The 25,731-nt window shown below is 39.2% G+C and carries 26 protein-coding genes; 22 read left to right on the top strand and 4 right to left on the bottom strand.

The features are described from left to right. The first annotated feature begins 11 nt into the window (after positions 1–11). From AC1TO4_RS05505 to AC1TO4_RS05480, 6 genes are all read left to right on the top strand, one after another. Positions 12–401 carry a 5-carboxymethyl-2-hydroxymuconate Delta-isomerase gene (locus AC1TO4_RS05505; RefSeq protein ID WP_482104491.1) on the top strand — a complete coding sequence of 130 codons (390 nt, stop codon included), beginning with the start codon at positions 12–14 and terminating at the stop codon, positions 399–401. Positions 402–456: 55 nt separating this feature from the next. Then, positions 457–1,941, top strand: a complete 1,485-nt coding sequence (gene hpaB / locus AC1TO4_RS05500) for a 4-hydroxyphenylacetate 3-monooxygenase, oxygenase component (RefSeq protein ID WP_482104490.1) — start codon at positions 457–459, stop codon at positions 1,939–1,941. 49 nt (positions 1,942–1,990) lie between these two features. Next, positions 1,991–2,914 carry a 2,4-dihydroxyhept-2-ene-1,7-dioic acid aldolase gene (gene hpaI / locus AC1TO4_RS05495; protein ID WP_482104489.1) on the top strand — a complete coding sequence of 308 codons (924 nt, stop codon included), beginning with the start codon at positions 1,991–1,993 and terminating at the stop codon, positions 2,912–2,914. A gap of 23 nt (positions 2,915–2,937) precedes the next feature. Beyond that, positions 2,938–4,449: a 5-carboxymethyl-2-hydroxymuconate semialdehyde dehydrogenase gene (gene hpaE, locus AC1TO4_RS05490; protein ID WP_482104488.1), complete on the top strand. Its 1,512-nt coding sequence runs from the start codon at positions 2,938–2,940 to the stop codon at positions 4,447–4,449. 20 nt (positions 4,450–4,469) lie between these two features. Further along, positions 4,470–5,453, top strand: a complete 984-nt coding sequence (gene hpaD, locus AC1TO4_RS05485) for a 3,4-dihydroxyphenylacetate 2,3-dioxygenase (protein WP_482102022.1) — start codon at positions 4,470–4,472, stop codon at positions 5,451–5,453. A 196-nt stretch (positions 5,454–5,649) separates the two neighbouring features. After that, the gene (locus AC1TO4_RS05480; protein WP_482104487.1) at positions 5,650–6,444 is read left to right on the top strand and encodes a VLRF1 family aeRF1-type release factor; all 795 of its coding nucleotides are present in this window, start codon (positions 5,650–5,652) and stop codon (positions 6,442–6,444) included. A 259-nt stretch (positions 6,445–6,703) separates the two neighbouring features. Here the strand turns inward: AC1TO4_RS05480 and AC1TO4_RS05475 are convergent, their stop codons facing one another. After that, on the bottom strand, positions 6,704–6,901 hold the full coding sequence (locus AC1TO4_RS05475; RefSeq protein WP_482104486.1) for a hypothetical protein: 198 nt from the start codon (positions 6,899–6,901) through the stop codon (positions 6,704–6,706). A gap of 391 nt (positions 6,902–7,292) precedes the next feature. Between AC1TO4_RS05475 and AC1TO4_RS05470 the strand changes: the two genes are divergently transcribed. The 9 genes from AC1TO4_RS05470 (at position 7,293) to AC1TO4_RS05430 (ending at position 15,178) form a co-directional block, all read left to right on the top strand. Beyond that, a complete protein-coding gene (locus AC1TO4_RS05470) occupies positions 7,293–7,457 on the top strand; it encodes a Spo0E family sporulation regulatory protein-aspartic acid phosphatase (protein ID WP_482101941.1) in 165 nt (54 codons plus the stop codon). Between the two features lie 314 nt (positions 7,458–7,771). Continuing rightward, positions 7,772–8,779 carry an ABC transporter substrate-binding protein gene (locus tag AC1TO4_RS05465; protein WP_482104485.1) on the top strand — a complete coding sequence of 336 codons (1,008 nt, stop codon included), beginning with the start codon at positions 7,772–7,774 and terminating at the stop codon, positions 8,777–8,779. 18 nt (positions 8,780–8,797) lie between these two features. Continuing rightward, a complete protein-coding gene (locus AC1TO4_RS05460; protein ID WP_482104484.1) occupies positions 8,798–9,847 on the top strand; it encodes an ABC transporter permease in 1,050 nt (349 codons plus the stop codon). Beyond that, complete coding sequence (locus tag AC1TO4_RS05455; protein ID WP_482101938.1) at positions 9,825–10,622, top strand: ABC transporter ATP-binding protein; 798 nt, start codon at positions 9,825–9,827, stop codon at positions 10,620–10,622. The genes AC1TO4_RS05460 and AC1TO4_RS05455 overlap by 23 nt, the downstream gene beginning before the upstream one ends. Before the next feature lie 129 nt (positions 10,623–10,751). Continuing rightward, positions 10,752–11,873 carry an NAD(P)/FAD-dependent oxidoreductase gene (locus AC1TO4_RS05450; RefSeq protein ID WP_482104483.1) on the top strand — a complete coding sequence of 374 codons (1,122 nt, stop codon included), beginning with the start codon at positions 10,752–10,754 and terminating at the stop codon, positions 11,871–11,873. Between the two features lie 92 nt (positions 11,874–11,965). After that, positions 11,966–12,724 (top strand): exodeoxyribonuclease III, encoded by a 759-nt coding sequence (locus AC1TO4_RS05445; RefSeq protein ID WP_482104482.1) that lies wholly within the window; start codon positions 11,966–11,968, stop codon positions 12,722–12,724. Between the two features lie 71 nt (positions 12,725–12,795). Beyond that, positions 12,796–13,275 carry an SRPBCC domain-containing protein gene (locus tag AC1TO4_RS05440; protein WP_482104481.1) on the top strand — a complete coding sequence of 160 codons (480 nt, stop codon included), beginning with the start codon at positions 12,796–12,798 and terminating at the stop codon, positions 13,273–13,275. Positions 13,276–13,540: 265 nt separating this feature from the next. Next, positions 13,541–14,599 carry an LLM class flavin-dependent oxidoreductase gene (locus AC1TO4_RS05435; protein WP_482104480.1) on the top strand — a complete coding sequence of 353 codons (1,059 nt, stop codon included), beginning with the start codon at positions 13,541–13,543 and terminating at the stop codon, positions 14,597–14,599. Between the two features lie 12 nt (positions 14,600–14,611). Further along, positions 14,612–15,178, top strand: a complete 567-nt coding sequence (locus AC1TO4_RS05430) for an NADPH-dependent FMN reductase (RefSeq protein ID WP_482104479.1) — start codon at positions 14,612–14,614, stop codon at positions 15,176–15,178. Between the two features lie 121 nt (positions 15,179–15,299). Here the strand turns inward: AC1TO4_RS05430 and AC1TO4_RS05425 are convergent, their stop codons facing one another. Further along, positions 15,300–16,520, bottom strand: coding sequence for a CynX/NimT family MFS transporter (locus tag AC1TO4_RS05425; protein ID WP_482104478.1), 1,221 nt, complete (start codon positions 16,518–16,520; stop codon positions 15,300–15,302). Positions 16,521–16,939: 419 nt separating this feature from the next. Between AC1TO4_RS05425 and AC1TO4_RS05420 the strand changes: the two genes are divergently transcribed. The 3 genes from AC1TO4_RS05420 to AC1TO4_RS05410 all read left to right on the top strand — a co-directional run bounded on the left by AC1TO4_RS05420 (position 16,940) and on the right by AC1TO4_RS05410 (position 20,449). Beyond that, positions 16,940–18,004 carry a Fe(3+) ABC transporter substrate-binding protein gene (locus tag AC1TO4_RS05420; protein WP_482104477.1) on the top strand — a complete coding sequence of 355 codons (1,065 nt, stop codon included), beginning with the start codon at positions 16,940–16,942 and terminating at the stop codon, positions 18,002–18,004. A gap of 68 nt (positions 18,005–18,072) precedes the next feature. Further along, entirely contained in the window at positions 18,073–19,704 is a 1,632-nt protein-coding gene (locus tag AC1TO4_RS05415; protein WP_482104476.1) for an ABC transporter permease, read from the top strand. Between the two features lies 1 nt (position 19,705). Next, positions 19,706–20,449 (top strand): ABC transporter ATP-binding protein, encoded by a 744-nt coding sequence (locus AC1TO4_RS05410; RefSeq protein ID WP_482104475.1) that lies wholly within the window; start codon positions 19,706–19,708, stop codon positions 20,447–20,449. 327 nt (positions 20,450–20,776) lie between these two features. Here AC1TO4_RS05410 and AC1TO4_RS05405 read toward each other — a convergent pair whose 3' ends face one another. Both AC1TO4_RS05405 and AC1TO4_RS05400 read right to left on the bottom strand, forming a co-directional pair. Beyond that, positions 20,777–21,664, bottom strand: coding sequence for a cation diffusion facilitator family transporter (locus AC1TO4_RS05405; protein ID WP_482101928.1), 888 nt, complete (start codon positions 21,662–21,664; stop codon positions 20,777–20,779). 244 nt (positions 21,665–21,908) lie between these two features. Then, on the bottom strand, positions 21,909–22,817 hold the full coding sequence (locus AC1TO4_RS05400) for an aldo/keto reductase (protein ID WP_482104474.1): 909 nt from the start codon (positions 22,815–22,817) through the stop codon (positions 21,909–21,911). A gap of 70 nt (positions 22,818–22,887) precedes the next feature. Here AC1TO4_RS05400 and AC1TO4_RS05395 point away from each other — a divergent pair, with 70 nt between their 5' ends. The 4 genes from AC1TO4_RS05395 (at position 22,888) to xerD (ending at position 25,705) form a co-directional block, all read left to right on the top strand. Beyond that, complete coding sequence (locus AC1TO4_RS05395) at positions 22,888–23,433, top strand: NUDIX hydrolase (RefSeq protein ID WP_482104473.1); 546 nt, start codon at positions 22,888–22,890, stop codon at positions 23,431–23,433. A gap of 53 nt (positions 23,434–23,486) precedes the next feature. Then, on the top strand, positions 23,487–24,002 hold the full coding sequence (locus AC1TO4_RS05390) for a hypothetical protein (RefSeq protein WP_482101925.1): 516 nt from the start codon (positions 23,487–23,489) through the stop codon (positions 24,000–24,002). Positions 24,003–24,096: 94 nt separating this feature from the next. Then, positions 24,097–24,555, top strand: coding sequence for a ferric iron uptake transcriptional regulator (gene fur / locus AC1TO4_RS05385; RefSeq protein ID WP_482101924.1), 459 nt, complete (start codon positions 24,097–24,099; stop codon positions 24,553–24,555). 250 nt (positions 24,556–24,805) lie between these two features. Beyond that, the gene (xerD, locus tag AC1TO4_RS05380) at positions 24,806–25,705 is read left to right on the top strand and encodes a site-specific tyrosine recombinase XerD (RefSeq protein ID WP_482101923.1); all 900 of its coding nucleotides are present in this window, start codon (positions 24,806–24,808) and stop codon (positions 25,703–25,705) included. Positions 25,706–25,731 lie beyond the last annotated feature (26 nt).

The following is a 25,731-nucleotide window of genomic DNA, read 5'->3' as shown; positions in this document are numbered from 1 at the left end:
GGGGGACTTGAATGCCACATTTTATTGTTGAGTACACAGATAATATCAAAGAAGAATCGAATTTGGCAAAGTTATTTGAAGATATTCACAATGTACTAATTGCACGGGACTCTATTTTCCCGATAGGTGGTCTTCGTTCAAGAGCGATTGAACTTAATGACTATCGAGTTGCAGATGGTTTAGAAGATGACGCATTCATCCATGCAGTGTTGAAAATTGGTGCTGGACGTTCGGAGGAATTAAAGAAAGAAATTTGTGAAGCTCTATTTGAAGTGATGAAAGAACATTTCGCGCTTTTAATGTCGACACGTTATTTAGCGTTATCTATGGAATTGGTTGAATTTAGTGATGCTGGTACGTACAAACAAAATAATATTCACTCAAGGTTTAATAAAAAGTAGACATCTAATGCCAAGTAGACGACCAAACTGTTATCCGAAATGAGGAGGGAATCGAATGGGTGCACGAACGGGTAAAGAATATGTGGACGGTATTAAAGAACGAAATGCAGAAGTATGGATTCATGGCGAAAAAGTAGAAGATGTAACCATACATCCAGCATTTAAAAATGTAGTGGAAAGTGTTGCAGGTCTATATGATTTACAACATGAGAAACCGGAAAAAATGTTATATACATCACCGTCATCAGGGAACAAGGTGGGGCTTTCTTTTATTGCTCCTAAAACGAAAGATGATTTGTTTAAAAGACGTGAAATGCATATGGAGTGGGCCACATTCTCTGGCGGTATGATGGGACGAACTCCGGATTATTTGAACACGAGCATTATGGCTTTCGGTACCGCTAGTCAATTTTTTGCGCAAGAAGGCGGGGGAAGTGATCAATTCGCAAAAAATGCAGCAAACTACTATGAATATGCACGGGAAAATGATATCAGTTTAACTCATACATTAATTCACCCACAAGTGAATAGGTCAATGCTTACGCAAGCAGAACAAAAAGATCCATTTCTCTCTGCACGTATTACGAAAAAAACGCCTGATGGGATTGTTGTAAATGGTTGCCGGCTCTTGGCAACGCTAGGCGGCATTACTGATGAGCTAGTCGTTTTCCCGTCGACTATCAACAGGACACCGGGAACGACGGATGATCCATTCGCATTTGCATTTGCAATACCAAATAATACGGCAGGTTTAAAATTTCTATCTCGCGAATCATTCGACTATGGGAAAAGTAAATGGGATCACCCATTAGGCGCTAGGTTTGATGAGGGGGACGCAATCATTTCATTTGAAAATGTTTTGGTTCCTTGGGAAAGGGTTTTCGTAAGTGAAAGTACAGATATATGCAATCGTACCTACACTGAGACAAACGCGGTTATCCATATGACGCATCAAGTTATTTCAAAAAACATCGTAAAAACCGAATTTATTCTAGGTGTTGTCATTAGTATGATGGAAGCAATTGGAATTGATAAATTCATGCATGTTAAAGAAAAAGCAAGTGAAATCATGGTTATTTTAGAAGTCATGCGTTCTCATTTGTTCAAGTCTGAACACAATGCAAAAATCGATCAATACGGCAATATGACACCCGACTTTGAACCGTTAAATGCTGCACGCAACTGGTACCCTAAAATGTACCAGCGGATGAATGAAATTATTAAAATACTAGGCGCTTCAGGATTAATGGCACTTCCAACTGAAGCAGACTTCTCCAGTACGGACGTTGGCCCATTGGTTCACCGTTATACACAGGGGGCAACCATTAACGGTGAGGAAAAAGTACAGCTATTCCGCTTAGCTTGGGATATTACCATTAGTGCATTTGGTAACCGACAAGCACTCTATGAATATTATTTCTTTGGAGATCCTGTGAGAATGTCGAATGCCTATTATGATGGTTTTGATAAGCAACCTTATAAAGACATGGTTGCAAGTTTTTTGAACAAAACTAAGAGAGAAGCCGGCATAGTCAATTGAAGCTTCACATTATTGACAGGTAGATATCTATTTGGAAGGAGTGGGTACTATGGGATACGATGAAGCTAAAAAGAAATTAAGAGGTTCAATTTGCCCTGTCATTACTCCGTTTACTGATAGTGGTGAAATCGACGAAAAAGCATTCATTGAGTTGATCAATTGGCAAATTGAAAGTGGAAGTCATGGGATTTCTGTAACAGGTACGAGTGGTGAACCGAGTTCATTAACTATCTCCGAAAGGAAAAGGGTTATGGATCTGGCAACAAAGACAATTGATAGACGCGTGTTTTTTGCACCTGGTACAGGTTCTACAAATCATGATGAAACAATGGAATTAACGAAATATGCCGAAGAAATAGGTGCGGATGCTGCAATGGTTATCGTACCTTACTATAATAAGCCGAACCAAGAAGCACTTTATCAGCACTTTAAAACAGTAGCAGATTCAGTTAAAACACCAATTATAATTTACAATATTCCGGGTCGGTCCGCCGTTAATATGGAAGTAAGTACGATGAAACGCTTAGTTGATGATTGTCCGAACATTATCGGTGTAAAAGAAGCAAATAAAGACTTCGAACACGTGAATCGCGTGCTGTTAACCTGCGGAAGGGATTTTCTATTGTTTTCGGGAATTGAATTGCTTTGCTATCCAATGCTCGCAATTGGCGGTGCTGGATTTATAAGTGCCACAGCAAATGTTGAACCAACGAAAGTAGCCGAACTTTACAACGCATGGGTTGCAGGAGACATTGTAAAATCGCAAAATCTTCACTTCGAATTAATGCCACTAAATGATGTACTCTTCAAAGATACAAATCCATCACCGGTTAAAGTAGCACTAGGTATGATGGGGAAAATCACACCTAAACTTCGCTTGCCTTTAGGATTACCTTCAGTTGAAATACAAGCAGAGGTTCGCCAATCACTTATTGACCTTGCAATATTACCACAAGGGGCTTCCATAAAATAATGATAAGAAACTAGGTGAAGAGTATGGTATCAATTCATAAGTCAGTTTCATATAAACATGAAACGCAAAAGAATATATTACTCTATATAAATGGGGAATTTACACCGGCTATAAATGGGATGACGATTAAAAACATAAATCCGTTTACAAATGAACAAATTAATGAAGTTGCTGAAGGACAATCTGATGATATTCAAAAAGCAGTGGCAGCGGCTCGATATGCTTTTGATCACGGACCTTGGAAAACAATGAAACTTAAAAAGAGATTGGCATACATTTACCGTATTGCAGATTTGATAGACGAAGAAGTAGAAAAAATAGCGTACCTAGAATCACTTGATACAGGACTTCCCATTAGTCAAACTAGAAATATGGTAAGTCGTGCCTCTGAAAATTTCAGATTTTATGCCCGTATGGTAGAAAATCGTCTTGTTGGTGAATCCTATCAAGTGGATGAAGAATTTATCAACTACACGATTAATTCACCTGTAGGAGTTGCAGGATTAATCACACCATGGAATGCTCCCTTTATGTTAGAGACATGGAAAGTCGCGCCAGCACTTGCGACTGGAAATACAGTTGTATTAAAACCGGCTGAACTCTCTCCGCTATCAGCTAACCTATTAGCCGAAATAATTCATAGGGCAGATCTTCCTAAAGGTGTTTTCAACGTTGTTCACGGTTACGGTGAAACAGCAGGAGATGCGCTCGTTAGGCATCCAGACGTCCAACTAATATCTTTCACAGGTGAAACAACGACGGGCACTATGATTATAAAAAATAGTGCAGATACATTGAAAAAGTGCTCTATGGAACTCGGTGGAAAATCTCCTATTATCGTCTTTGAGGACGCAGACTTTGAACGAGCTTTAGATGCTTGCGTCTGGGGAATTTATTCATTTAACGGTGAACGATGCACTGCGAACTCCCGCTTGTTTCTACAAGAAGGGATTAAAGATCAATTTATAGATGCTTTAAAGTTGCGTGTGTCGAATATTATAATTGGTGACCCACTAGACAAAGATACGGAAGTGGGGCCATTGATTGATAAAGGTCATTTTAATAAAGTGAAAAACTATTTGGAGATTGCAAAAGCGGAAGGCACCGACGTAGTTACCGGCGATATTCCTGAGAAATTCGACAGTGGCAATTTCGTTGCACCAACATTGATCCTAAATGCTGAAAATAACATGCGCGTTGCACAAGAAGAAATCTTTGGGCCCGTATTAACTGTGATGACATTCAAAGACGAAGAAGAAGTCATTACATTAGCGAATCATACTGATTACGGACTTGCGGGTTATGTGTGGACTAACGATATTAAACGTGGCCATCGAGTTGCACACAAGATTGAAGCGGGAATGCTTTGGGTGAACGCTCAAAACGTCCGCGATCTAAGAACACCTTTTGGAGGGATGAAATCTTCTGGAATCGGTCGTGAAGGTGGACACTATGGCTTTGATTTTTATACTGAACAAAAAATAATTCATGTATCCATTGACGAACATCGTATACAGCAGTTCGGAAAAAAATAAAGGAAGGCATGGTGAGTAAGTTGGACTTTTCAATCATTCGAATTGCGAGAACCGTTCTTCATGTAGTGGATTTGCAAGTGTCTCGTCAGTTCTATGTTGATGGGTTAGGCATGATTGAAACAGAAAGTGATGAAAACCATATTTACTTAAGAGGTTTAGAGGAACATTCGCATCATAGTTTACTTTTGAAAAAAGCAGATAAAGCCGTTGTTGAAGTACTAAGCTATAAGGTCGAAAAAGAACAGGATCTTGAGGAAATCGAAAAATTATTCCTATCGCTAGGTTTACAAACAAAATGGATGGATAAAGGGGAACAACATGCAATTGGAAGAACACTTCGAGTGCATGATGTCTCAGGTATTCCTTTAGAGTTTTTTGCGGAAATGACCACTGTTGACCGGATGCTTCAGCGATATGACCTCTATCGCGGAGCCAAGATTCAGCGAATTGACCACGTAAACTGTGCTGTTCCAGATGTTCAGAAAGCTTATGATTTCTACGTCAATCACTTAGGATTCTCGTGTTCAGAGTATACAGATACTGAAGAGGGAGACTTGTGGGCAGCATGGCTTTATCGCAAACCAACTGTACATGACCAAGCATTTATGAGTGGTCCTGGTCCAAAATTGCATCATTTTGCATACTCATTAACAGATCGCCTTAGCGTGCTCGATTGCTGTGATACTTTGGCTAGTATGGGGTATGCGGATTCAATAGAGCGCGGTCCTGGTCGCCATGGCTTGTCAAATGCTTTTTTTCTCTATTTGAGAGATCCGGATGGGCATCGTATAGAACTATACACGGGAGATTATTTAACCACCGATCCTGACTTAAAGCCTAAACGCTGGGATTTAAATGACCCACTTCGTCAAACATTTTGGGGACATCAAGCACCCGATCGATGGTTTAATGAAACAAGTACGTTCATTGATATTGAAACGGGTAAAGAGATAGAATACCGAGAACCGTTATTGAAACAAAGGAAACCAAAGATCTTGACCTAATTAGTATAATTTTTAAACACCTGCAAAAATTGCCTTTTTGTAGGTGTTTATTCTTTGGTGGAAAAGTAATTCAAGCATCGGTTACTTTGAAAAGGCATGGTTGGCTGTCATTTTAAGAAGATACCCCACAGAAATCGTTTAGACTGGTCGAGCAAGGGTATCCTTAGAGTGGAACGAAATTTAAGGAGGTTAAATGATGTCTATTAGCAAAGAACTCCAAACCTTGAAAGAATTTAACTGTGAAAATCGTTGTGTCTTGAGTGTGTATTTAAACACCAATCCGGGTGATCCGGAGCAATTAAACGGTGCTTGGAGAATTCATTTGAAGAGTGGTTTAAAGCGCATTGATGAATATTTAACAGCCTCTAAAGATGAAAATGAAATAAAAGCATTTAATGCATTGAAGAAAAAAATCGAAAAAGAAGTTGAGGATAATAAAAATGATTTGAGCAAAGGTGTTGTAATCTTTGCCTCATTAGATCCGGAGTTATGGTCAGTTTACTATGTTCAGGTTCCCGTGAAAACGAGTTTTCACTGGGAAAATCATGCTGTGACTGAAGAAATGGAATATATGTACAAAGCCTATCCGGAGGCAGGAATTATCTTGCCTAGTTTTGGGGAAGTACGTATTTTAGACACGGCAATGGGAGCTATTAAGAATGAACTTACTTTCGAATTTGATCCGAACTTGGAAGGATGGGGAGAGCGGAATAAAGCATCCGCTGCGCATAATCAGGGTTTGGGAAGTTCGAAAGTCGACGCGCTTGAACCTCGTCTAAGAGAAAACTTGCAGAGATTTTATAAAGGAATGGTGGAAATCGTTGAGAAATTAAAGAAAGAAAAAGGTTGGAAAGAAATTCATGTGTCAGGTGAAGCAGACCTGGCAAATGCATTCTCTGAAACGCTACGGGAAAAACCCGCAAGTTGTATCTACAAAAACCTGAATAATAGTAAACCCAATGATGTGCTTCATCAAGTATTTGAAAAGTAACGATTTAAGTCAAAGACCAACCGTTTTTTATTTTAAAGACGGTTGGTTTTGTTACGTTTGTTAACACACTCAGTACTCATTGAATAATATAGGTATAGGCAAGGTGTAAGAATGCTTCTGAGAATGGACACCTGGGAAAGGGATATTGCCTATCAATCTTGACGTCAGGTATAGGTAACCATGACTTTCATCAATATTATTGTACTTATTCCAAAGTATGTAAAAGAGAAGTAACTACCTAAGTAGTTACTTCTCTCAGTTATTTATACGTTTTTTCAGATTCGCTTTTTTCGCGTTGATTTGGAGTCATTGGCTCATGAGTAGGATTTAAATTTCCCAGTTCAGCTAACTCAAGAGAAATTTCTTCTTTCATAACGCCTGTTTTACCTTTTTTCATTTTTTGAAGTTGCGCACCAGTAGAATTTTTAGTGGTATCTTCAGTATTATTTCGTTTCATGGTCAAACCTCCTCTCCAAGTATTGTTCTTTATTAATATGGCTCAGTAAACGAATTCAATCCGTTTTTAAAACTTATAATCGTTAATGTGTAAAATGAGTTGAGTTCTATAGTAAGGTACAATTGGTCAAAATTAAGTACTGTAAAATTTTATGCAGAATTTCGAATAGGTGACAGTGAAAATGTTGTTAAATGCTGTAAGGAAGTCAAAGAAATCAATTGCTATTCTAAAATATGCGTCTTAATTGTGATGGTTTGGTGAACATTTAAAAAAACACTACAATACGACATTCTTTTCATGAAGAGTGTTGTACGATGAACTCGTTGCTTCTTAACCTACAAGAAAATAACTTCAAGATATGAAGCCCAATATATCATATGGAGGAAAAATTGTGAAAAGTCTATTTAATGAAAAAGCATTGTTGGTTCAAATTGGGATTAAAAGAAAGATCATGTATAGGAAAGCAAAAACGTTCGGGTTTACTCATCCTTTGGTTGTTGAATGCAGTCAAGAATTGGACGTGTTGATAAATAAATACCATGAAAAGGTTGCATGAAGTACTATTTTTTCTTAAGTCACTTTTTCCGATAGTTGAAATATAAAGAGATCAGCACTCCAAATGGAGAACTGATCTCTTTTTTGTACAATTCATGATAATGAGATTAAGTAAAACTTATTTATTTTTATACGAAGAAATGCATTTTTAATTTTTACTGAAGAAATAGATTTCAAGTAAAATATAAAGCGTTCTCCTGCACTGGGGAATTTAAATCCTATTGACTAACACTAGTGAACAGTGTACTATTACGAATAATTATCGCTATAAAAAAAGACTAAAAGAAAGCGATAAATGTAAAAGGGGGAGATTGAATGAAGAAGAATTGGATAGCGTATACAGTGGGACTTTTGAGTGTTATGTTCGTTCTCGCAGCATGTGGTGGAGCTGAAAAAACCTCTACAACGTCAAACGACGATAAAGCGACAGAAGCTAATGAAGAAACTGAAAAATATAAAATTGGTGTGACGCAAATTGTAGAACACCCATCATTAAACGCAGCGTTCGATGGTTTTCAAAAGGCTATCGAAGATGCAGGTCTTGAAGTAGAATATGATATTCAAAATGCACAGAACGACAACAGTGCAAATACAACAATTGCAAATAATCTAGCTAGTTCAGGCGTTGACTTGATTTTTGCAAACTCTACACCAAGTGCACAAGCAGCAGCTAGTGTTACGCAAGAAATTCCGATTATTTTCACTTCAGTTACAGATGCAGTAAGTGCTGAACTTGTTGCTTCAAATGAGAGTCCAGGTGGAAATGTCACGGGTACGATCGATAATCACCCTGAAGCTATTCCGAATACAATGAAATTCCTTAAAGAAGCTGGGGTAAAAAATGTTGGGATGGTATTTAACTCCGGCGAACAGAACTCCCGTGCGCAAGTAGATGCAGTAAAAGAATTGCTAAAAGATATGGATATGAGCGTAAAAGAAGCATCGGTTGCCACTTCAGCTGATGTTAAACAGGCTACAGAATCCTTGATTGGAAAAGTGGATGCATTCTATATCATTACAGATAATACTGTTGTTTCTGCACTTGAATCTGTAGTATCCGTAGCAAATGACAATAAACTTCCGGTAATGGTTGGTGAATTCGATTCAGTAAAACGTGGTGGCTTAGCGGCATATGGATTCGAATATTATGATATCGGTTATGAAGCAGGTCAAATGGCAGTGAAGGTATTAAAAGGTGAAAGTGAACCAGCTACTTTACCGGTTCAAATTCCACAAAACTTGAAACTTATTATGAACAAAGATACGGCTGATTCAATTGGGCTTACTATTAAAGATGAATGGAAAGCTGAATTCAGCGAATAAATTAGGAGATGATTCTGTATGTTTAGTGCTATTTTCGGCTCTGTTGAGCAAGGAATCATCTATGCAATCATGGCACTCGGAGTGTATATCACATTTCGGGTGCTTGATTTCCCCGATCTTACGGTAGATGGAAGTTTTGTAACAGGAGCGGCAGTTGCAGCAACAATGATTTTCTTTGGCTATCATCCACTATTGGCAACTGGAGTAGCTATTGTATTTGGATTTATAGCTGGTTGTATTACGGGGCTCTTACATACAAAAGGAAAAATAAACCCATTGCTAGCAGGAATTTTAATGATGATCGCACTATACTCAATCAATTTAAGGATTATGGGAATGACGTCAGAAACATCAATTGGACGTCCTAATATTCCTTTATTAAATGCTGAGACGTTGTTTAGTGGTTTTTACACATTTTGGAGTACGCTTCCAATCGATAATGCGATAAATCAGTTTTTCTCCATGCTAGGTGTTAATTACTTGCCATCTACATGGGGAACGCTGTTTTTAGTTATTATTATTACACTAATAATTAAATTCGTAGTGGATTGGTTTCTTCAAACAGAAATTGGACTTGCCATTCGGGCAACCGGCGATAATAAAAAAATGATTCGTAGTTTTTCAGCTAATACAGATACACTCGTTATCTTAGGATTAGGCTTATCAAATGGGCTTGTAGCATTCTCGGGTGCCTTAATTGCGCAGTACTCAAAGTTCTCAGATATCGGTATGGGTATCGGTATGATTGTTATCGGGTTGGCTTCAGTAATTATCGGTGAAGCAATCTTTGGTACAAAAACAATTATACGAACAACACTCGCGGTTATTGCAGGGGCTATTATTTATAGAATAGTATTAGGCCTGGCCCTGCGCGTAGAGTTTCTTGATACGGGAGATATGAAATTAATCACTGCTGTTATCGTAATAGCCGCACTCATTTTACCGCAGTTTCTTGAAAAAAGGCGGGAGAATACTAGAAAAGCAAAACGTTATGCAGAACGATTATCAGGTAATGATCAAGCGCAGAAAAAGGAGGGAAAAGCAATTGTTGAAACTCCAACAGATTAATAAAGTATTCAATGAAGCAACTCCCGATGAAAAAATTGCACTTGATCAAATCAATTTGCATTTAAAAAAAGGCGATTTTGTTACTGTTATCGGTAGTAATGGTGCAGGGAAATCAACCATGATGAATATGATTTCAGGAGCACTAACACCTGATTTTGGCACGATTGAAATTGAAGGTAAAAACGTGGTGAAACTGCCTGAATATAAACGATCTGCTATGATTGGTAGGGTATTCCAGGATCCTATGTCTGGTACCGCTCCTTCCATGACAATCGAGGAAAACCTTGCAATGGCTTTTTCCAGAGACAAAAAACGCGGTTTACGGAAAGGTGTTCATAAGAAACGTCGTGAGTTGTTCAGGGAATCACTCGAAACGCTTCATTTAAATCTCGAAGACAGGCTAAATGCAAAAGTAGGCATGCTTTCTGGAGGAGAGCGTCAAGCGCTTTCTCTGTTAATGGCTACTTTTACACAACCGGCCATATTGCTTCTTGATGAGCATACGGCAGCACTGGATCCGTCAAGAGCAGCATTAATTACAAATATAACAAAAGAACTTGTTGAAAAGGATCAATTGACAACGCTTATGGTTACGCATAATATGCAGCAAGCGATGGATCTTGGTAACAGATTGATAATGATGGATAAGGGACAAATCATCTTGGAAGTCGAAGCTGAAGAAAAGAAGCAGTTGACGATTGAAAAGCTAATGGCAGAATTCCAACGAATTCGGGGAGAAAAATTGAATAGTGATGCGGCGCTACTATCCGTGTGATGAAAGAAGGCATAACTTGTTGGCTATCCAACAAGTTATGTCTTTTTAGTTTGGACAATGTAACTTGGATACATTGATTATCTAAACTGGTATGATTAAAACAGATTATAGAGAAAAAAGGTGTATATATTGAAATCATTTATCATTATCGGTGGTGGAATCTTAGGCGCTTCGACAGCTTATCACCTGGCGAAAGCGGGCGCACATGTGACGGTTGTGGATCGGCAGGATGCAGGGCAGGCCACAGACGCCGCCGCAGGAATTATTTGTCCATGGCTTTCTCAGAGAAGAAATAAAGCTTGGTATGCACTTGCAAAAGGTGGCGCAGCTTATTATGTGTCACTAATTCAGCAATTAGAAGAGGACGGGGAAACTGAAACAGGGTACCAAAGGGTTGGGGCAGTCAGCTTGCATACAGATCCGCTTAAACTTCAAAAGATGGAAGAACGAGCGAAGAAAAGACTGGATGATGCACCAGAAATGGGTGAAATTCGTCAAATGACTAAAAGTGAAACAAATGCATTATTCCTGCCTCTCTCAGAGGAATATGGATCGGTCTATGTAAGCGGGGCGGCACGTGTAAATGGGCGAGCTTTGCGAACTGCTTTGGTCAATGCTGCAAAAAAACATGGTGCGGTTTTTGTGAATGGCTCAGCAAAACTGACGTTTACCAACAAATTGGTAACGGGTGTTCAGGTTAATGGGACTCAATTTACTGCCGATACTGTGATTGTTACTGCAGGTGCTTGGGCAGCTGAATTGATGGAGCCAATGGGCATACATTTACAAGTGACTTCTCAAAAAGCCCAAATCGTTCATTTACAGCTTGAAGATACACAAACGAATGAGTGGCCAGTTGTAATACCACCTACCGATCAATATATATTAGCATTTGACGATGGGAAAGTGGTTATCGGGGCAACGCACGAAGATGAAATGCAATTCGATATGCGTGTGACTGCAGGCGGTTTAAACGAGGTTTTAGGAAAAGCGCTACAAGTCGCACCAGGATTATCGGATAGTACCTTTACGGAAGCGCGAATCGGATACCGGCCTTTCACACCTGGATTCCTTCCAATTATTGGAGCAGTTCCTGGTGTGCAAGGGCTATTGCTAGCGAATGGTTTAGGTGCTTCCGGATTAACAGTAGGACCGTTTCTAGGGAAGCAACTAGCCTATTTGGCAATGGGAAAACAGCTCGATATTGACTTGGACTTATATCAAGTAGCTTCGGCAATGGCTATCGAGTGACTGTTTTCTACTTGAATTGACTATACACATAAAATGGTAATTTAATAACTGTGAAACGGCTTAGAAGTATGTATCTTAAGGAGATTATTAGAATGAGATTAGTATCATGGAACGTCAATGGATTAAGGGCATGCGTAGGAAAAGGTTTCTTGGCATTCTTTGAATCGGTAGATGCTGATATTTTCTGCGTACAGGAAATCAAATTACAAGAAGGCCAAATCGACATGCAGTTGGATGGTTATTTTCAATACTGGAATTATGCGCTGAAAAAAGGGTATTCTGGAACAGCGGTGTTCACGAAAGAAAAACCGATAACAGTGAAGTATGGTGTGGGGGAAATGGATTCGGAAGAAGAAGGACGGATTCTTACGTTGGAATTCCCTGACTTTTACTTGGTGAATGTATACACGCCAAACTCCAAACGAGATTTGACTCGACTGCCTTACCGTTTAGAGTGGGAAGATAAAATGCGGGTATACTTGGTAGAGCTGAATGGTATAAAACCAGTGATTTTGTGCGGCGATTTGAATGTTGCGCATGAGGAAATTGATGTGCGAAATGTAAAATCGAACGTAGGTAATTCAGGATTTACTACTGAAGAACGCGGCAAAATGACGGCATTGTTAGCAGCAGGTTTTATTGATACATATCGGTATTTCAATCCGGATTTAGAAGGATCTTACACGTGGTGGTCCTATATGAGTAAAGTGAGGGAACGCAATATCGGATGGCGAATCGATTATTTCATTGTGTCAAAACAGCTTGAAAGTTTACTGATAGATGCAACTATCCATTCGCATATTCTCGGTAGTGACCATTGCCCAATCGGATTAGAAATTGATTTTAAATAATATATAAGGCGGAAAACCGTGTGGAAATTAGTTATCAAACAACAAATCGATCTAGATGAAGGAGTGAAATTATGATAATAGCTGACATTAAGCGAGTTGAAAATGGATACATCGCCCGCTATGAACGTCTTCTTGAACATTCCGTGGAAAACGTATGGTTAATGTTGATGGATAACCGGGAACTGGAAAAGTGGTTTAAGGAGCTACGTGTTGGAGAACCTCGAAAAGGTGGATTCATGACGTTCGACATGCAGGACGGGAAGTTTGAGGAACTTGAAATTTTTGAGCACGCAATACATTCTGTACTTGAATTTGATTGGTTCGGCGATGTTGTCCGCTTTGAACTACATCCGCAACAAAAAGGGTGTTTAATGATATTTACGGAAAAGTTCAAAACGATAACCCCGCAAACAACAAAAGACCTTGCAGGATGGCATGTTTGTCTGGACGTCATAAAGTTATTGCTTGATGGTGAGCCAATAGACTCCAGAGAAAAAGATTGGGAAAAGGCACATAGTAAATATGAAATAGCTATTAAGGAATTGGTCTAATTGATAAAATGTAACGCCCCCGTAACGGGTTCTGGAAAGTGAACTGAACTGAAGTCATGATAAATAGAGGGCGATATTCCGTTCGGATTTGAACGAAATATCGCCTTTTTTTATTTTTTTTGATTTACCGTATCGTTGTGTTTCCATCTTAACACACTCATTAGTATCCTTTTTGATACTATGGCACCTTTTAGTGTGTACTTACACTATGTACGTTATAAGATTATACTAACGTTAATAATAAAATTAGAGAGGGGTCAGGAAAATGAAGAAATATCGTATTGATCAAAGTAAAGGAATGGAGTTTGGAATTTATACACTAGGAGATCATATACCGAATCCACATACTGGAGAACGTATTTCTGCACAACAACGTATTCATGAAATCATTGATTTAGCGAAGCTAGCTGAGCAAGCGGGTATTGATTTTTTTAGTGTGGGGGAGAGTCATCAGGAGTATTTTGCAACACAGGCACATTCAGTTGTATTAGCAGCAATTGCTCAAGCAACTAGTAAAATTAAAATTGCAAGTTCTTCTACAATTATCAGTACATCGGACCCTGTTCGAGTGTACGAAGATTTCGCTACGATTGATTTGATCTCAAATGGGCGCACGGAGATTATTGCTGGCCGTGCTTCACGTGTAGGGCTATTTGATTTACTAGGTTATGATCTTCGTGATTATGAAGAGTTGTACGAAGAGAAACTTGAACTGTTATTGAAGATAAATGAAGAGGAAGTTGTTAATTGGAGTGGGCAATTCCGTGCTCCATTAAAAAATGCTTTAGTAATTCCACGTCCGCAAAATGGCTCCATGCCGATTTGGCGTGCTGTAGGTGGACCACCTGCTAGCGCAATCAAGGCTGGACACGCGGGGGTTCCGATGTTTCTAGCGACTTTAGGTGGACCTGCTACAAGTTTTAAACGCTCTATCGATGCTTACCGTGAGGCTGCTGAGCGAAGCGGTTTTGAAGCATCTGAGCTTCCGATTTCAACAGCTGGATTTTTCTATGCTGCCGAAACAACTCAACAGGCACAGAGAGATTCGTATCCTCATGTTAATCAAGGGATGCAGTTAATCAACGGACGAGGTTATCCAAAACAACACTTTGCTCAGGGTGCAGATACGCGTGATGTCATGAATATCGGTAGTCCACAACAAATCATTGAAAAAATTCTCTATCAGCATGAGGTATTTGGTCATCAACGATATATCGCACAAATAGATTTTGGTGGAGTGCCATATGAAAAATTAATGAAAAACATTGAGCTGATTGGAACAGAAATTTTACCGGCAATTAAAAAGTATACAGCTAAAAAATAGGAGGTTCCTACCATGAAAATCGTTGGAATATCGGGTTCAATTGTGGGCTCAAAAACACGCACTGCCATGAACTACGTAGTAGAATCATTTGCTGAAAAATATCCAAATGCAGAAGTGACATTAATAGACTTAGCTGATTATACCGTCCAATTTAGTGATGGACGCAATTATTTGGACTATGAAGGAGATACAGGGTTTGTATCAAAAACGATTATGGAAGCTGATGCAATTATCCTTGGGACACCCATTTTTCAGGCCTCTATTCCAGCGACATTAAAGAACGTTTTTGACTTGCTACCGGTCAATGCATTTCGGGATAAAGTAGTGAGCATGCTTGTAACTGCCGGTTCACCAAAGCATTACTTGATTGCAGAACAGCAGTTAAAACCCATTTTAGCCTATATGAAAGCACAGATTGTTCAAACCTACGTATTTATTGAGGAGAAGGACTTTCTTCGCAAAGAAATTGTAAATGATGATGTGCACTTCCGGATTGACCGTTTAGTAGAGGATACCGTTGTGTTAACCGAAACCTATACAAAGATTAGAGAAGCAAAAGAATCAAATTACGACTTTTAAGGATGATGGCTCTCATTTAATTTTAGGCTGTGGAGGATCAATATTTTAGTGTAAATGGCAATCCCATATAGATTTTTAAATAAAAAAAGCCGAAACTATTTTAGTTTCGGCTTTACCTTCGTTATTCAGGAGCAACGAAACCATTTTTACCTGCTTTCATACCTGATATAAGAATACCTATACTTGAAATGATAATTAGCAGCATTGGTATTGTCCAACTGGATGTGAAGTCGTGCAAAATACCAAACAAAACAGGACCGGCTGCAGCTAGTGCGTAACCGAAAGACTGTGCCATTCCTGACAGATTTGCTGCTTCATGTGGTGTTCGAGTGCGTAAGCTGAAGAACATCATCGACAGTCCGAAAGCTACGCCGCCTGCAATACCTATTAAAATCATAAATAACGGAACAAGCGTGGTTTCACCAACCATAATACCTATATAACCCGATAGATATAAAACCGCAGTACTTGCGACAATCCAGCGCTGATCTTTCACTTTCCCGGCTAGAATTGGAATGATGAATGTCATGGGTAATTGTGAAAATTGCATGAGGGAAACCATCCATCCAGCACTGCCAGCATCCAATCCTTGAGATTTTAATACTTCTGGTAACCATGCCGAAGTTGTATAAAACAATAAAGATTGGAAACCCATGAAAAAGGTTACGCTCCAAGCCATAGGGGAGCGCAATAGAGAAGCGGATTTTGTTTTAAGTGATGCGAGTGTATCCACTTTTGATGTTTTCTTATTTTTAAGTTGAGGGAACCAAAATAACACAGCAATGAAAGATAAAACACCCCATACACCAAGCGCACCTTCCCATCCGAAATTCATTCCGCTCGCAAGCGGAACACTGACACCGACTGCAATTGACGCCGATATATTCATAGCTACAGAATAAATGCCTGTCATAAGGCCAATATGGAGCGGGAAATTGAGTTTTATCAAACTGGGCAATAAAACATTGCCGAACGCAATGGCAAGTCCAAGTAGGAAAGTGCCGATAAGTAAATTTGACGTTGAACCCTGAGAACGAATGACAATGCCTGCAGTCAATAATAGAAGAGAAAAGAATAATGTCAATTCCAACCCGAAGCGTCGTGCAATCTTCGGAGCGAAGGGTGAAATTAGTGCAAATGCAAGCAGTGGAATGGTTGTTAAAAACCCTGCTAGTGTATTGGAAATCGTCAAGCTGTCTTTTATAGAGGAAATTAATGGACCAACAGTCGTTAATGGTGAACGGAGCGTGGATGCCATGAAAATAATACCAATAAGGAGGATCCACGTTTTCTTAGTAAAATTCAATTTCTTACTTGTATAGTTGGAATGTGGATTCGTCAAAATTCTTCCTCCCAAATCTAGTTGCTTTCTCAACAATATCACATTGGTGGTACACGGTATGTACATTGAGTATCATGAATCTTTAACAGCTGTTGAAATGAACTTTTTGCACATATGCCTAATGGTATTGTTTCGGGTAGTTTAACAGCAATTGCATTAAATATATTGTCCCTTCGAAAAAGAAGAAATCAATACAGTTATCTGAACAAAAAGCTTAATATGTTTTCATGTCGCCTGCTTGTTCTATTAACATAGAGAGGCTGCGGATTTTTAGTTGGGACATGCAAATCATAGAAGACTGGCCTTATAATTGACTGAATATAAAATATAGATTGACTTCCAATGTATCTCATTATATATTATTAGTGAGATTGAGAATCATTTTCAATTACAAAATAAATGTTGGGAGTTGGAATGTCATGAAAAGAAGTTTATTCTTAGTCGTTATTGCCGTGATGCTCGTACTTGCCGCTTGTGGAAGTACAACTAAAAAGGATAGTGGTGCTGATACAAATGCAAAGAAATCCGAGAAGTCGGAAGTGAATTTGTATACAAGCCGTCATTATGACGTTGATAATGAATTATATAAGAAGTTTGAACAAGAAACCGGCATTAAAGTTAACGTCATCAAAGACGAAGCTGATGTACTAATCGAGCGCATCAAGCGTGAAGGATCTGCAACGAAAGCCGATGTATTACTAACAGCTGACGTTGGTAGACTGTATCGTGCGAAAGAAGAAGGACTACTTCAAACCGTGTCAAGTGACATCTTATCGAAACAAATACCTGAGAACTTGCGTGATGTTGACGATATGTGGGTGGGTTTGACGAAACGTGCGAGAATTCTCGTGTATAATAAAGATAAAATCAAACCTGAAGAGCTTTCCACGTATGAAGCGCTTACTGAAGACAAGTGGAAAGGGCGTGTTCTCGTCCGATCTTCTGAAAGTGTTTATAACCAGTCACTTCTCGCTTCATTCATAGAGATAAATGGTGAAGAGGAAGCAAAAGAATGGGCACAAGGTCTCGTCAATAACTTTGCCCAAAATCCTGAAGGCGGAGATCGAGATCAGGCGAAAGCAATCGCTGCGGGTATCGGTGACGTCGCAATTATGAACTCATACTATTTCGGTCAAATGCTTCATTCAGAAGAACCGGAAGAAGTGAAAGTAGCAGAAAACCTTGGTGTTTTCTATCCAAATCAAGAAACGACGGGAACACATGTAAATATTAGTGGAGCTGGAGTTATCAAAGGTTCGAAAAATGCGGAGAACGCACTTAAATTACTTGAATATCTTACTGGGGAAGAAGCGCAAGGCGAGTTTGCCTCAGCGAATTATGAATACCCTGTGAATGCTAATGTAGAACCTTCAGAACTCCTTAAATCTTGGGGAGATTTTAAAGAACAAGATATACCATTATCGACTCTCGGAGAGAATAACGCGAAAGCGATTATGATTTTTAACGAAGTCGGCTGGAAATAAAAGTCGAGCCCCCTTCCGTATTTCCGGCAAGGGGGTTATTGCTGAAAAGGTAAAGGATGGGTTTTGACATGAACAAGCATTTAGCTAATGTAAACGGATGGACGATTGGTGCAATACTCATTATCATCATGCTATTTTTACCTAATATATCGATTGTAGTAGGCATTTTTTCACCAGCAAGTGAAAATTGGGCACATATAAAGGAATTCATGCTTCTTAACTATATAAAGTCGTCGCTCACACTCGTTTTCTTTACGGCGCTGTTCACGATTGCAATCGGGCTCAGTCTCGCTTGGCTCATTGCCCAATATAATTTTCCGCTCAGGAACTTTATGAAATGGGCGCTTATTCTTCCATTATCGATTCCGCCTTTCATTGGTGCCTATACGTATCACGGCATCATCAATTACACGGGCGTCATTCAAAAGACACTACGTAACCATTTCGATATCACACCGAATCCTGCCTATTTTGACATTATGCATGTCCCAGGTGCGATTTTCATTTATACACTGTTTCTTTATCCGTATGTATATATGATTACGAGAATTTTTCTTTCTCATCAATCTGCTTCTCTAATTGAAAGTGCGCGGACTTTAGGGAAAGGTCCTTTGGAAATCTTCTTTAAAGTTGTGATCCCAATTTCCCGTGTATCCATAATTGGTGGTGTGAGTCTAGTAGTTTTGGAAGTTTTAAACGATTACGGGGTAGTGAAATATTTTGGAATTCAGACCTTTAGTACGGCTATTTTTCAAACATGGTTCGGGCTTGGTGATTTGGAGTCATCCATCAAACTAGCTGCCTCTCTTATGGGAATTGTTATTGTTATTCTGATTATTGAACGTTTACTACGAGGGGGCAAACAATTTAGCTACTCCACGACAAAAGTAAGACCACTTCCACTTGTTAAACTAAAGGGGAAGAAAGCGGTATTTGCGACGTTGTACACAGTTATTATTTTTAGTGTGGCATTTTTTATACCAATCCTTCAGTTGATTGATTGGGTTATACTGACGTTTGGTAAAGTAACAATGCAGGATGTATTACTCTATACGAAAAACTCTGTTATTGTTGCAGGAATGGGTGCATTCTTAATAATTATATTTTCATTAGTAGTAGGTAACTTTAGTCGAATTGTCAATCACAAGTTTGCCAAAGTACTGCCGAAATTAACGGTCCTCGGTTATTCGATACCCGGTGTGGTTGTAGCTGTGGCTGTTATTACAACATTCATTGCGCTTGACCGATTTCTCGCTCCTATCTATCGATTCTTTGGTACAGATTCAGAACTTGTATTGAGCGTCAGTTTGTTTATGCTAATTAGTGCGTATGTCATCCGTTTTTTTGCAATCGGCTATAATTCAATTGAATCGGGTTTTGATAAAATTGGAACAGATTTCCGTGATGCGTCTCGTATGCTAGGAGCAAACAGTCTTCGAACATTTTTCAAGATAGATGTACCTATGATGAAGGGCGCTATTATTAGTGGATTTATTCTTGTGTTTGTAGATATACTAAAAGAAATTCCGTTAACGTTAATCTTACGGCCATTTAATTACGATACATTAGCGACAAAGGCGTTCCAATATGCAAGTGATGAAAAGATTATGGAAGCATCACAAGCATCATTATTAATTGTAGGTGTTAGCACGATTGCGATCTTTGTTTTCCATAAGTTACTAAGAGAGGAGCCAGAATAATATGTTTATAGATATTAAAAGTTTGCAGTTCTCTTATCCCAAATCCCCCTTGAAAACGATTGATAATTTCTCCTTCACGGTGGAAAAAGGAGAAATTATTTCAATACTTGGCCGCAGTGGAAGTGGAAAAAGTACACTTCTTCGTTTAATTGCAGGGCTAGAAATGCCGGCAGGAGGCTCATTTATTCTGAATGGTAAGAAGATGTTTTGCGACCAGACGTTCCAGCAACCGGAAAAACGTGGAATCGGTATGGTTTTTCAGGACTATGCACTTTTCCCGCATATGAGTGTTGAGGAAAATATTCTATTTGGGCTCCCGAAAATGACTAGGAAAGACAAAAAAAAGCGTGCACAAGAAGTGCTTGAACTCGTTGAACTAACAGGATTTGAAAAACGGTATCCTCACCAGTTGAGTGGGGGCCAGCAGCAGCGGGTTGCACTTGCACGGGCACTAGCTCCGGAACCTGAACTGATTCTTCTTGATGAGCCATTCAGTAACCTGGATACAGATTTGCAAGTGAAAATTCGTGAAGATCTTCGAAGGATTCTCAAGGCAGCAAAAATAACTGCAATTTTTGTAACGCATAATCAAAATGATGCCCACGCACTTGCGGACCGCATCGTTAAAGTTAAAGATGGAAAAATAGAAAAGGTTGGACGTCCTTGCGACTTATTGGGGGTATCTCCGACTGAGATTCCAGGAATGATCGAGATTACTTATGAAGAACTAATTGGTGCTCGATAATAAATACGTAACCACGACAAAAAGCTTCATTCCAATTTCCGGGGATGAAGCTTTTTGTTTCTAAGGATATAAAAGAGAAGAATAGTATCATGGGTGATATAAAGAACTAATAAAATCGACTGTGCATAGTCCAATAGCATATGCGAATCCTTAAATTTAAACATATTTAACAATTATCACCAAGTGTTAAAATAGTATGCTATCAGCAATAATGAAGCATTTCTATCTGGTTTATTGCCTCACAATTGTCTCCTTGACAGCCCGGAATAATAGTACAACATACGAGTATTATTAGGTACTTCCACATAATTAACACTCCTCAATAAACTAATCCTGCTCCGAATTCGAATTAGGTTCCACATGAACGTGTACGTCGTATACATCATGTTTATTTACTAATACTTTTTCAACTGATGTCGAAATACTGTGCGCTTCATTAATATTTAGGGATGATTCTACAAGAATGACCACATCGACAACTGCGTTGTTACCATACTTTCTAGCTTTTACTTCTTTTACTTTCTGAACGCCGGGTACCGCTTGAATTGTGTTCTTATAGACAATCATTTCAATTTCATCAAATCCATCACTTAAATCATGAGAGGCTTGACTAAAAATATCCCATGCAGTTTTACAAATTAGATATCCTACAACTAAGGCAGTAAGCGGATCAAGCCATGGCATGCCTAATTGGGAGCCAAATATCCCAATTGCTGCACCAATACTTACCCAAGCATCTGATATATTATCCTTTGCAGCGGCCATGATAGCTTGGCTATTTATTCTTTCTGACAGCTTTTTATTGTATCGGTATACTACATACATTACTCCGAAAGAAAAAATACCGACATATCCAGCGAGTATATCTGGAGATTCATTACCCCCTTGAAAAAAAGTGATGGCTGCACTGATTAATACCTGTATACCTACTGCCATCATGATGAAAGAGGCAAGCAAAGAAGCGATTGTTTCGCTTTTCCAATGTCCATATTTATGGTTTTTGTCTGGTGGTCTTTGAGAGAGTTTTAACCCAACAAGTACGGCAATGGAAGCAATGATGTCGGAGGTGTTATTTAAACCATCTGCTTTTAAAGCTTCTGAATCAGTAATATTTCCTATAGTTATCTTCAATACAGAAAGAAATATATATGCAATTATACTTATTATTGCACCACGTTCGCCTAATTTAAGATCTTTGTATTTTTGTTCATCCAAAAAAGTCTCCTCCTTGCATAACTTAAACTAGGTGCTTTCTCACTGTAAATAGCATATAATTACCAAGTTGTCTTAAGGAAACAAAATCCCTTGACTGATTCCAGTCAAGGGATTTTGTTTTAAAAATATAGTGTTTGGTGAACTCATTTTTATCATTTATATCACTCGTTACATTCTGACGTCTAGACAACATAACACACCCAAGATCTTGTAGCAAGGTGAACTGCTTTTAAATGCCAACAATCTACAACTTAATGCGATGTTCTTTATATTTATGTTTTTTTGCGATGTTTCTTAATTGAGCCATTTCAAATTCACTAACCTTTTTCTCGTAAGCAATTATGGAATCGAGCAATTGTTCAGTTGTACGAGCACCAATAAGTGCAGAACCAACCGTTTTATCTTCAATTACGAATGCAATTGCAGCTGCATGTAAATCTTCTGATTTGCTATCGAGCGATACGAGTACCTGTTTTAACGCATTTGTATCATATTCGACAAATCCGTCCGTTTTACTGGCTCTTGATAATCCTTCCGAAGTTAAATAACCTTTGGCTATCGTTCCTCGAGTAATGACAGATGCACCAGCGCTGTGTATCATTGGAAACCATTCTTCAGGTCTGCGGTCAAGTAAATTATATTGCATCATGACTGTGACTGCGGAACCACTCTCCAAAAATCGTTTAATGACGTTTGGACGAATGGAAGAAATGCCATATTGACGAATCAGACCTTCTTTTTTCAAGCTCTGGAATGCATCAATCGTTTCCTCAACATTGTCCTCCATCGTTCCCCCGTGAAGCTGGTAGACATCGATATAGTCTGTTCCTAGACGCAACAAGCTCTTTTTTACGGCAGCCATAATATGTTCTTTAGAAGAGTCCCATGTCCATCCATTACCATTCGCGTTCATTTTGTTTCCCGCTTTTGTAGCCAGGATAATTTCTTGACGCTTACCTTTCAAAGCTTTTCCAATAAGTTCTTCATTTTTACCGGCATCATATAAATCCGCAGTATCAAAATAATTTATGCCCGCATGTAGGGCAGCATCAACAATCCTTTTTGATTCATCAAAATCATTAGGAAGCGACATGCAGCCGAATCCAATTTCAGAGACGAAAAGCCCGCTATTACCCAACTCTCTTTTCTTCATAAGAACACCCCCTGTTTTTCCCATGGTACAATGACTCCATTAGAAATACCATTTGAAGGGATTGATTGTATTGAAAAATTACGAAGAAAAAACAATTTCAGGTGAAACGTTGTATGAAGGAAAAGTGATCACTTTGCGCGTTGAAAAGGTAGAGCTGCCGGACGGGAATAGCGCTATGCGTGAGCTCATCAAACACCCGGGTGCGGTCGCAATCCTAGCGATTACTGAAGAGAAGAAAATCGTTCTCGTTGAACAATATCGAAAAGCATTGGATCGTATATTAATTGAGATACCTGCCGGCAAAATCGATCCTGGAGAAAAACCTGAGATCACAGCGGTCCGTGAACTTGAAGAAGAAACAGGGTATGGCGCTAAAGATTTTACATATATTCAATCATTTGCGACTTCACCCGGTTTTGCGAATGAAATCATTCACATCTACTTGGCAAGGAACTTATATAAAATCGACAATCCTGCTTCTGGCGATGAAGATGAATTCATTGGACTGCTGGAAGTGACCCTAGAGGAAGCGGAAGAAATGGTTACAGCCGGGGATATTTTTGATGCCAAAACGGCCTTTGCTATTCTTTACGCTAAAAACCTTTTAACAAAGTGAACTAATTTTGGACGGACAAGCATATGTTGTACAAACTATGCGGAGGTGCAGCTATGGTCCGTTCTTTATCGTTCATCCATTTATTCGTTATTCTCGCGATTGGTTATATTGGAGGGGCGCTTTTATTTCGTGAGATGTCTATGACCGCAGTGGAAAGAGTGGTTACCTTCTATGACGCTCGCGTTGTTCTAGGTCATGATGCAGGCTATATTAGACCTGTAGGAACGGCAGCATTATTCTTTGTCGTTGCATTCGGGTTGTCGTCGTTTAGAAAAACACGGTTCACAGTCTTATTTCTCGGTGCTGTAAAATGTGTTCTGTTTGGGTTATCATCCGCGTATTTGCTTGCTTCAGGAATGAAAATAATGGAGTATTCGATTTGGTGGTTCCCTTTTCAGTTTCTTATTTGTTTCATGTTTCTAGTGTATTGTGCTGTCCTCAGCCCGCCTTACTTTATGCGTTCAACAATTGGGAAAAGACCCAATACGCGTGCGTTACCGACAATTATTGGTGTTTCAACTGCTGTAATAGCCATCGAAATTATCGTTTTTCAATTCATTTTAAGATAGAAAATCAGTTTCTCCATTTTACTCCTCGCTCCCTTTCTGTTGTCATAAGGAAAGACCGTTTGTTATAATGGAGTCAGTTTGAGGGGGGCGTCGTATGGAGAGCCGAATCGATCGGATAAAACAACAATTGCACGGGGCCAGCTACAAGCTGACGCCTCAGCGTGAAGCGACGGTTTTGGTCCTCCTTGAGCATGAGGAAGATCATCTGAGTGCTGAAGATGTATTTTTGCTAGTTAAAGAGAAAGCACCGGAAATCGGGCTTGCTACTGTGTACCGAACGCTAGAATTGCTAACAGATCTAAAGGTAGTCGATAAAATCAATTTTGGTGACGGTGTATCGCGATATGATCTGCGGCAGGAAGGCGCTGCGCATTTTCATCACCATCTTATATGTATCGAATGTGGAGCAGTGGATGAAATTCAGGAGGATCTTCTCGGAGATGTCGAAAAGATTGTTGAAAACCGTTTTGAATTTGCAATTAAAGACCACTGGTTAACGTTTCATGGCATTTGTAAAAGATGTAAATCAAACACTGATGAAAGTGGAGACTGAAACAGAGGATAGCATAAAGCTGTCCTTTTTTCATTGAATTTGAAATTGTGAAAAATGGTTCATGTATTACTTAAAGGTTGAAAAGAATGAGGGTTTTGCGTCTAGGTTACGGTCGCCAACTTTATGTCTCGATATTATGAGCTGAGTGGCGCACATCATTATGTACTGTATTCCTGAAACTGGTAAAAGGGGGAAGGGGTTTGCTTAAATTGAAAGCAGAAGGAATTTTTATTTATGTTTCCCGCCGTTTATGAAAGATAGCGGTTTTGCACTGGAGGATTATATGCACTTCCTGAAAGTGGAGCGCCAATTATCCGTAAATACAATTGTTTCATATAAAAGGGACCTTGATGAATATATGGGGAATATGGAACTAGCAGGTTATAAATCAATCGATGACGTTGACCGTCCAGCAATACTAAGTCATCTGCGAAAGATGAAAGAAGGCGGGAAATCACCACGAACCATATCCAGGCATATTTCATCCATTCGTTCGTTTCACCAATTTTTACTTCGGGAAAAAGTAACAACGCAAGACCCAACCGTCCATTTGGAATTACCGAAACTTGAACAAAAGTTACCGCGTATTTTGTCGATGGAAGAAGTAGACAAGTTGATTGAGTCACCAGATCGTTCTAAGCCTCAGGGTGTAAGAGATACGGCCTTACTTGAAATTTTATATGGGACGGGAATGCGGGTAAGTGAACTGATTGGACTTAATATGGATGATATTCACTTATCTATGGGATTCGTCCGTGTATTTGGTAAAGGTGGTAAGGAAAGAATTATCCCGCTTGGAGGCAAGTCTATCGAGGCATGTAAGCGCTATATAGAAGAGGCTCGACCGATTTTTATCGAGAAACAAAGAGGAACTGAAGCATTATTCGTTAATATGAGGGGAACTAGACTAACTAGACAGGGTTGTTGGAAACTGTTGAATGGACATGCCTTAAAAGCGGGTATACAGAAAGAGTTGACACCACATATACTGCGGCATACTTTTGCTACACATCTTATCGAAAATGGCGCAGATTTAAGGGCAGTTCAAGAAATGCTCGGTCACGCCGATATCTCAACTACACAAATATATACTCATGTCAGCCGATCCAGGTTGAAAGACGTCTATGTGAAGTTTCATCCTAGAGCTTAAAAGTCTAAAGAAATCGTAATTTATGG

The organism is Sporosarcina sp. Y838 (genome assembly GCF_056786515.1).
The sequence above is the reverse complement of the archived record's forward strand: the minus strand, read 5'-3'. Positions and strand labels throughout refer to the sequence as shown.

Coding starts and splice junctions, on each gene's coding strand:
- hpaI (WP_482104489.1), top strand. CDS start 1,991: ATGGGATACGATGAAGCTAAAAAGAAATTAAGAGGTTCAATTTGCCCT.
- AC1TO4_RS05505 (WP_482104491.1), top strand. CDS start 12: ATGCCACATTTTATTGTTGAGTACACAGATAATATCAAAGAAGAATCG.
- AC1TO4_RS05460 (WP_482104484.1), top strand. CDS start 8,798: ATGTTTAGTGCTATTTTCGGCTCTGTTGAGCAAGGAATCATCTATGCA.
- AC1TO4_RS05435 (WP_482104480.1), top strand. CDS start 13,541: ATGAAGAAATATCGTATTGATCAAAGTAAAGGAATGGAGTTTGGAATT.
- AC1TO4_RS05445 (WP_482104482.1), top strand. CDS start 11,966: ATGAGATTAGTATCATGGAACGTCAATGGATTAAGGGCATGCGTAGGA.
- AC1TO4_RS05430 (WP_482104479.1), top strand. CDS start 14,612: ATGAAAATCGTTGGAATATCGGGTTCAATTGTGGGCTCAAAAACACGC.
- AC1TO4_RS05440 (WP_482104481.1), top strand. CDS start 12,796: ATGATAATAGCTGACATTAAGCGAGTTGAAAATGGATACATCGCCCGC.
- AC1TO4_RS05465 (WP_482104485.1), top strand. CDS start 7,772: ATGAAGAAGAATTGGATAGCGTATACAGTGGGACTTTTGAGTGTTATG.
- AC1TO4_RS05410 (WP_482104475.1), top strand. CDS start 19,706: ATGTTTATAGATATTAAAAGTTTGCAGTTCTCTTATCCCAAATCCCCC.
- xerD (WP_482101923.1), top strand. CDS start 24,806: ATGAAAGATAGCGGTTTTGCACTGGAGGATTATATGCACTTCCTGAAA.
- AC1TO4_RS05480 (WP_482104487.1), top strand. CDS start 5,650: ATGTCTATTAGCAAAGAACTCCAAACCTTGAAAGAATTTAACTGTGAA.
- AC1TO4_RS05415 (WP_482104476.1), top strand. CDS start 18,073: ATGAACAAGCATTTAGCTAATGTAAACGGATGGACGATTGGTGCAATA.
- AC1TO4_RS05400 (WP_482104474.1), bottom strand. CDS start 22,817: ATGAAGAAAAGAGAGTTGGGTAATAGCGGGCTTTTCGTCTCTGAAATT.
- fur (WP_482101924.1), top strand. CDS start 24,097: ATGGAGAGCCGAATCGATCGGATAAAACAACAATTGCACGGGGCCAGC.
- AC1TO4_RS05475 (WP_482104486.1), bottom strand. CDS start 6,901: ATGAAACGAAATAATACTGAAGATACCACTAAAAATTCTACTGGTGCG.
- hpaE (WP_482104488.1), top strand. CDS start 2,938: ATGGTATCAATTCATAAGTCAGTTTCATATAAACATGAAACGCAAAAG.
- AC1TO4_RS05390 (WP_482101925.1), top strand. CDS start 23,487: ATGGTCCGTTCTTTATCGTTCATCCATTTATTCGTTATTCTCGCGATT.
- hpaB (WP_482104490.1), top strand. CDS start 457: ATGGGTGCACGAACGGGTAAAGAATATGTGGACGGTATTAAAGAACGA.
- AC1TO4_RS05420 (WP_482104477.1), top strand. CDS start 16,940: ATGAAAAGAAGTTTATTCTTAGTCGTTATTGCCGTGATGCTCGTACTT.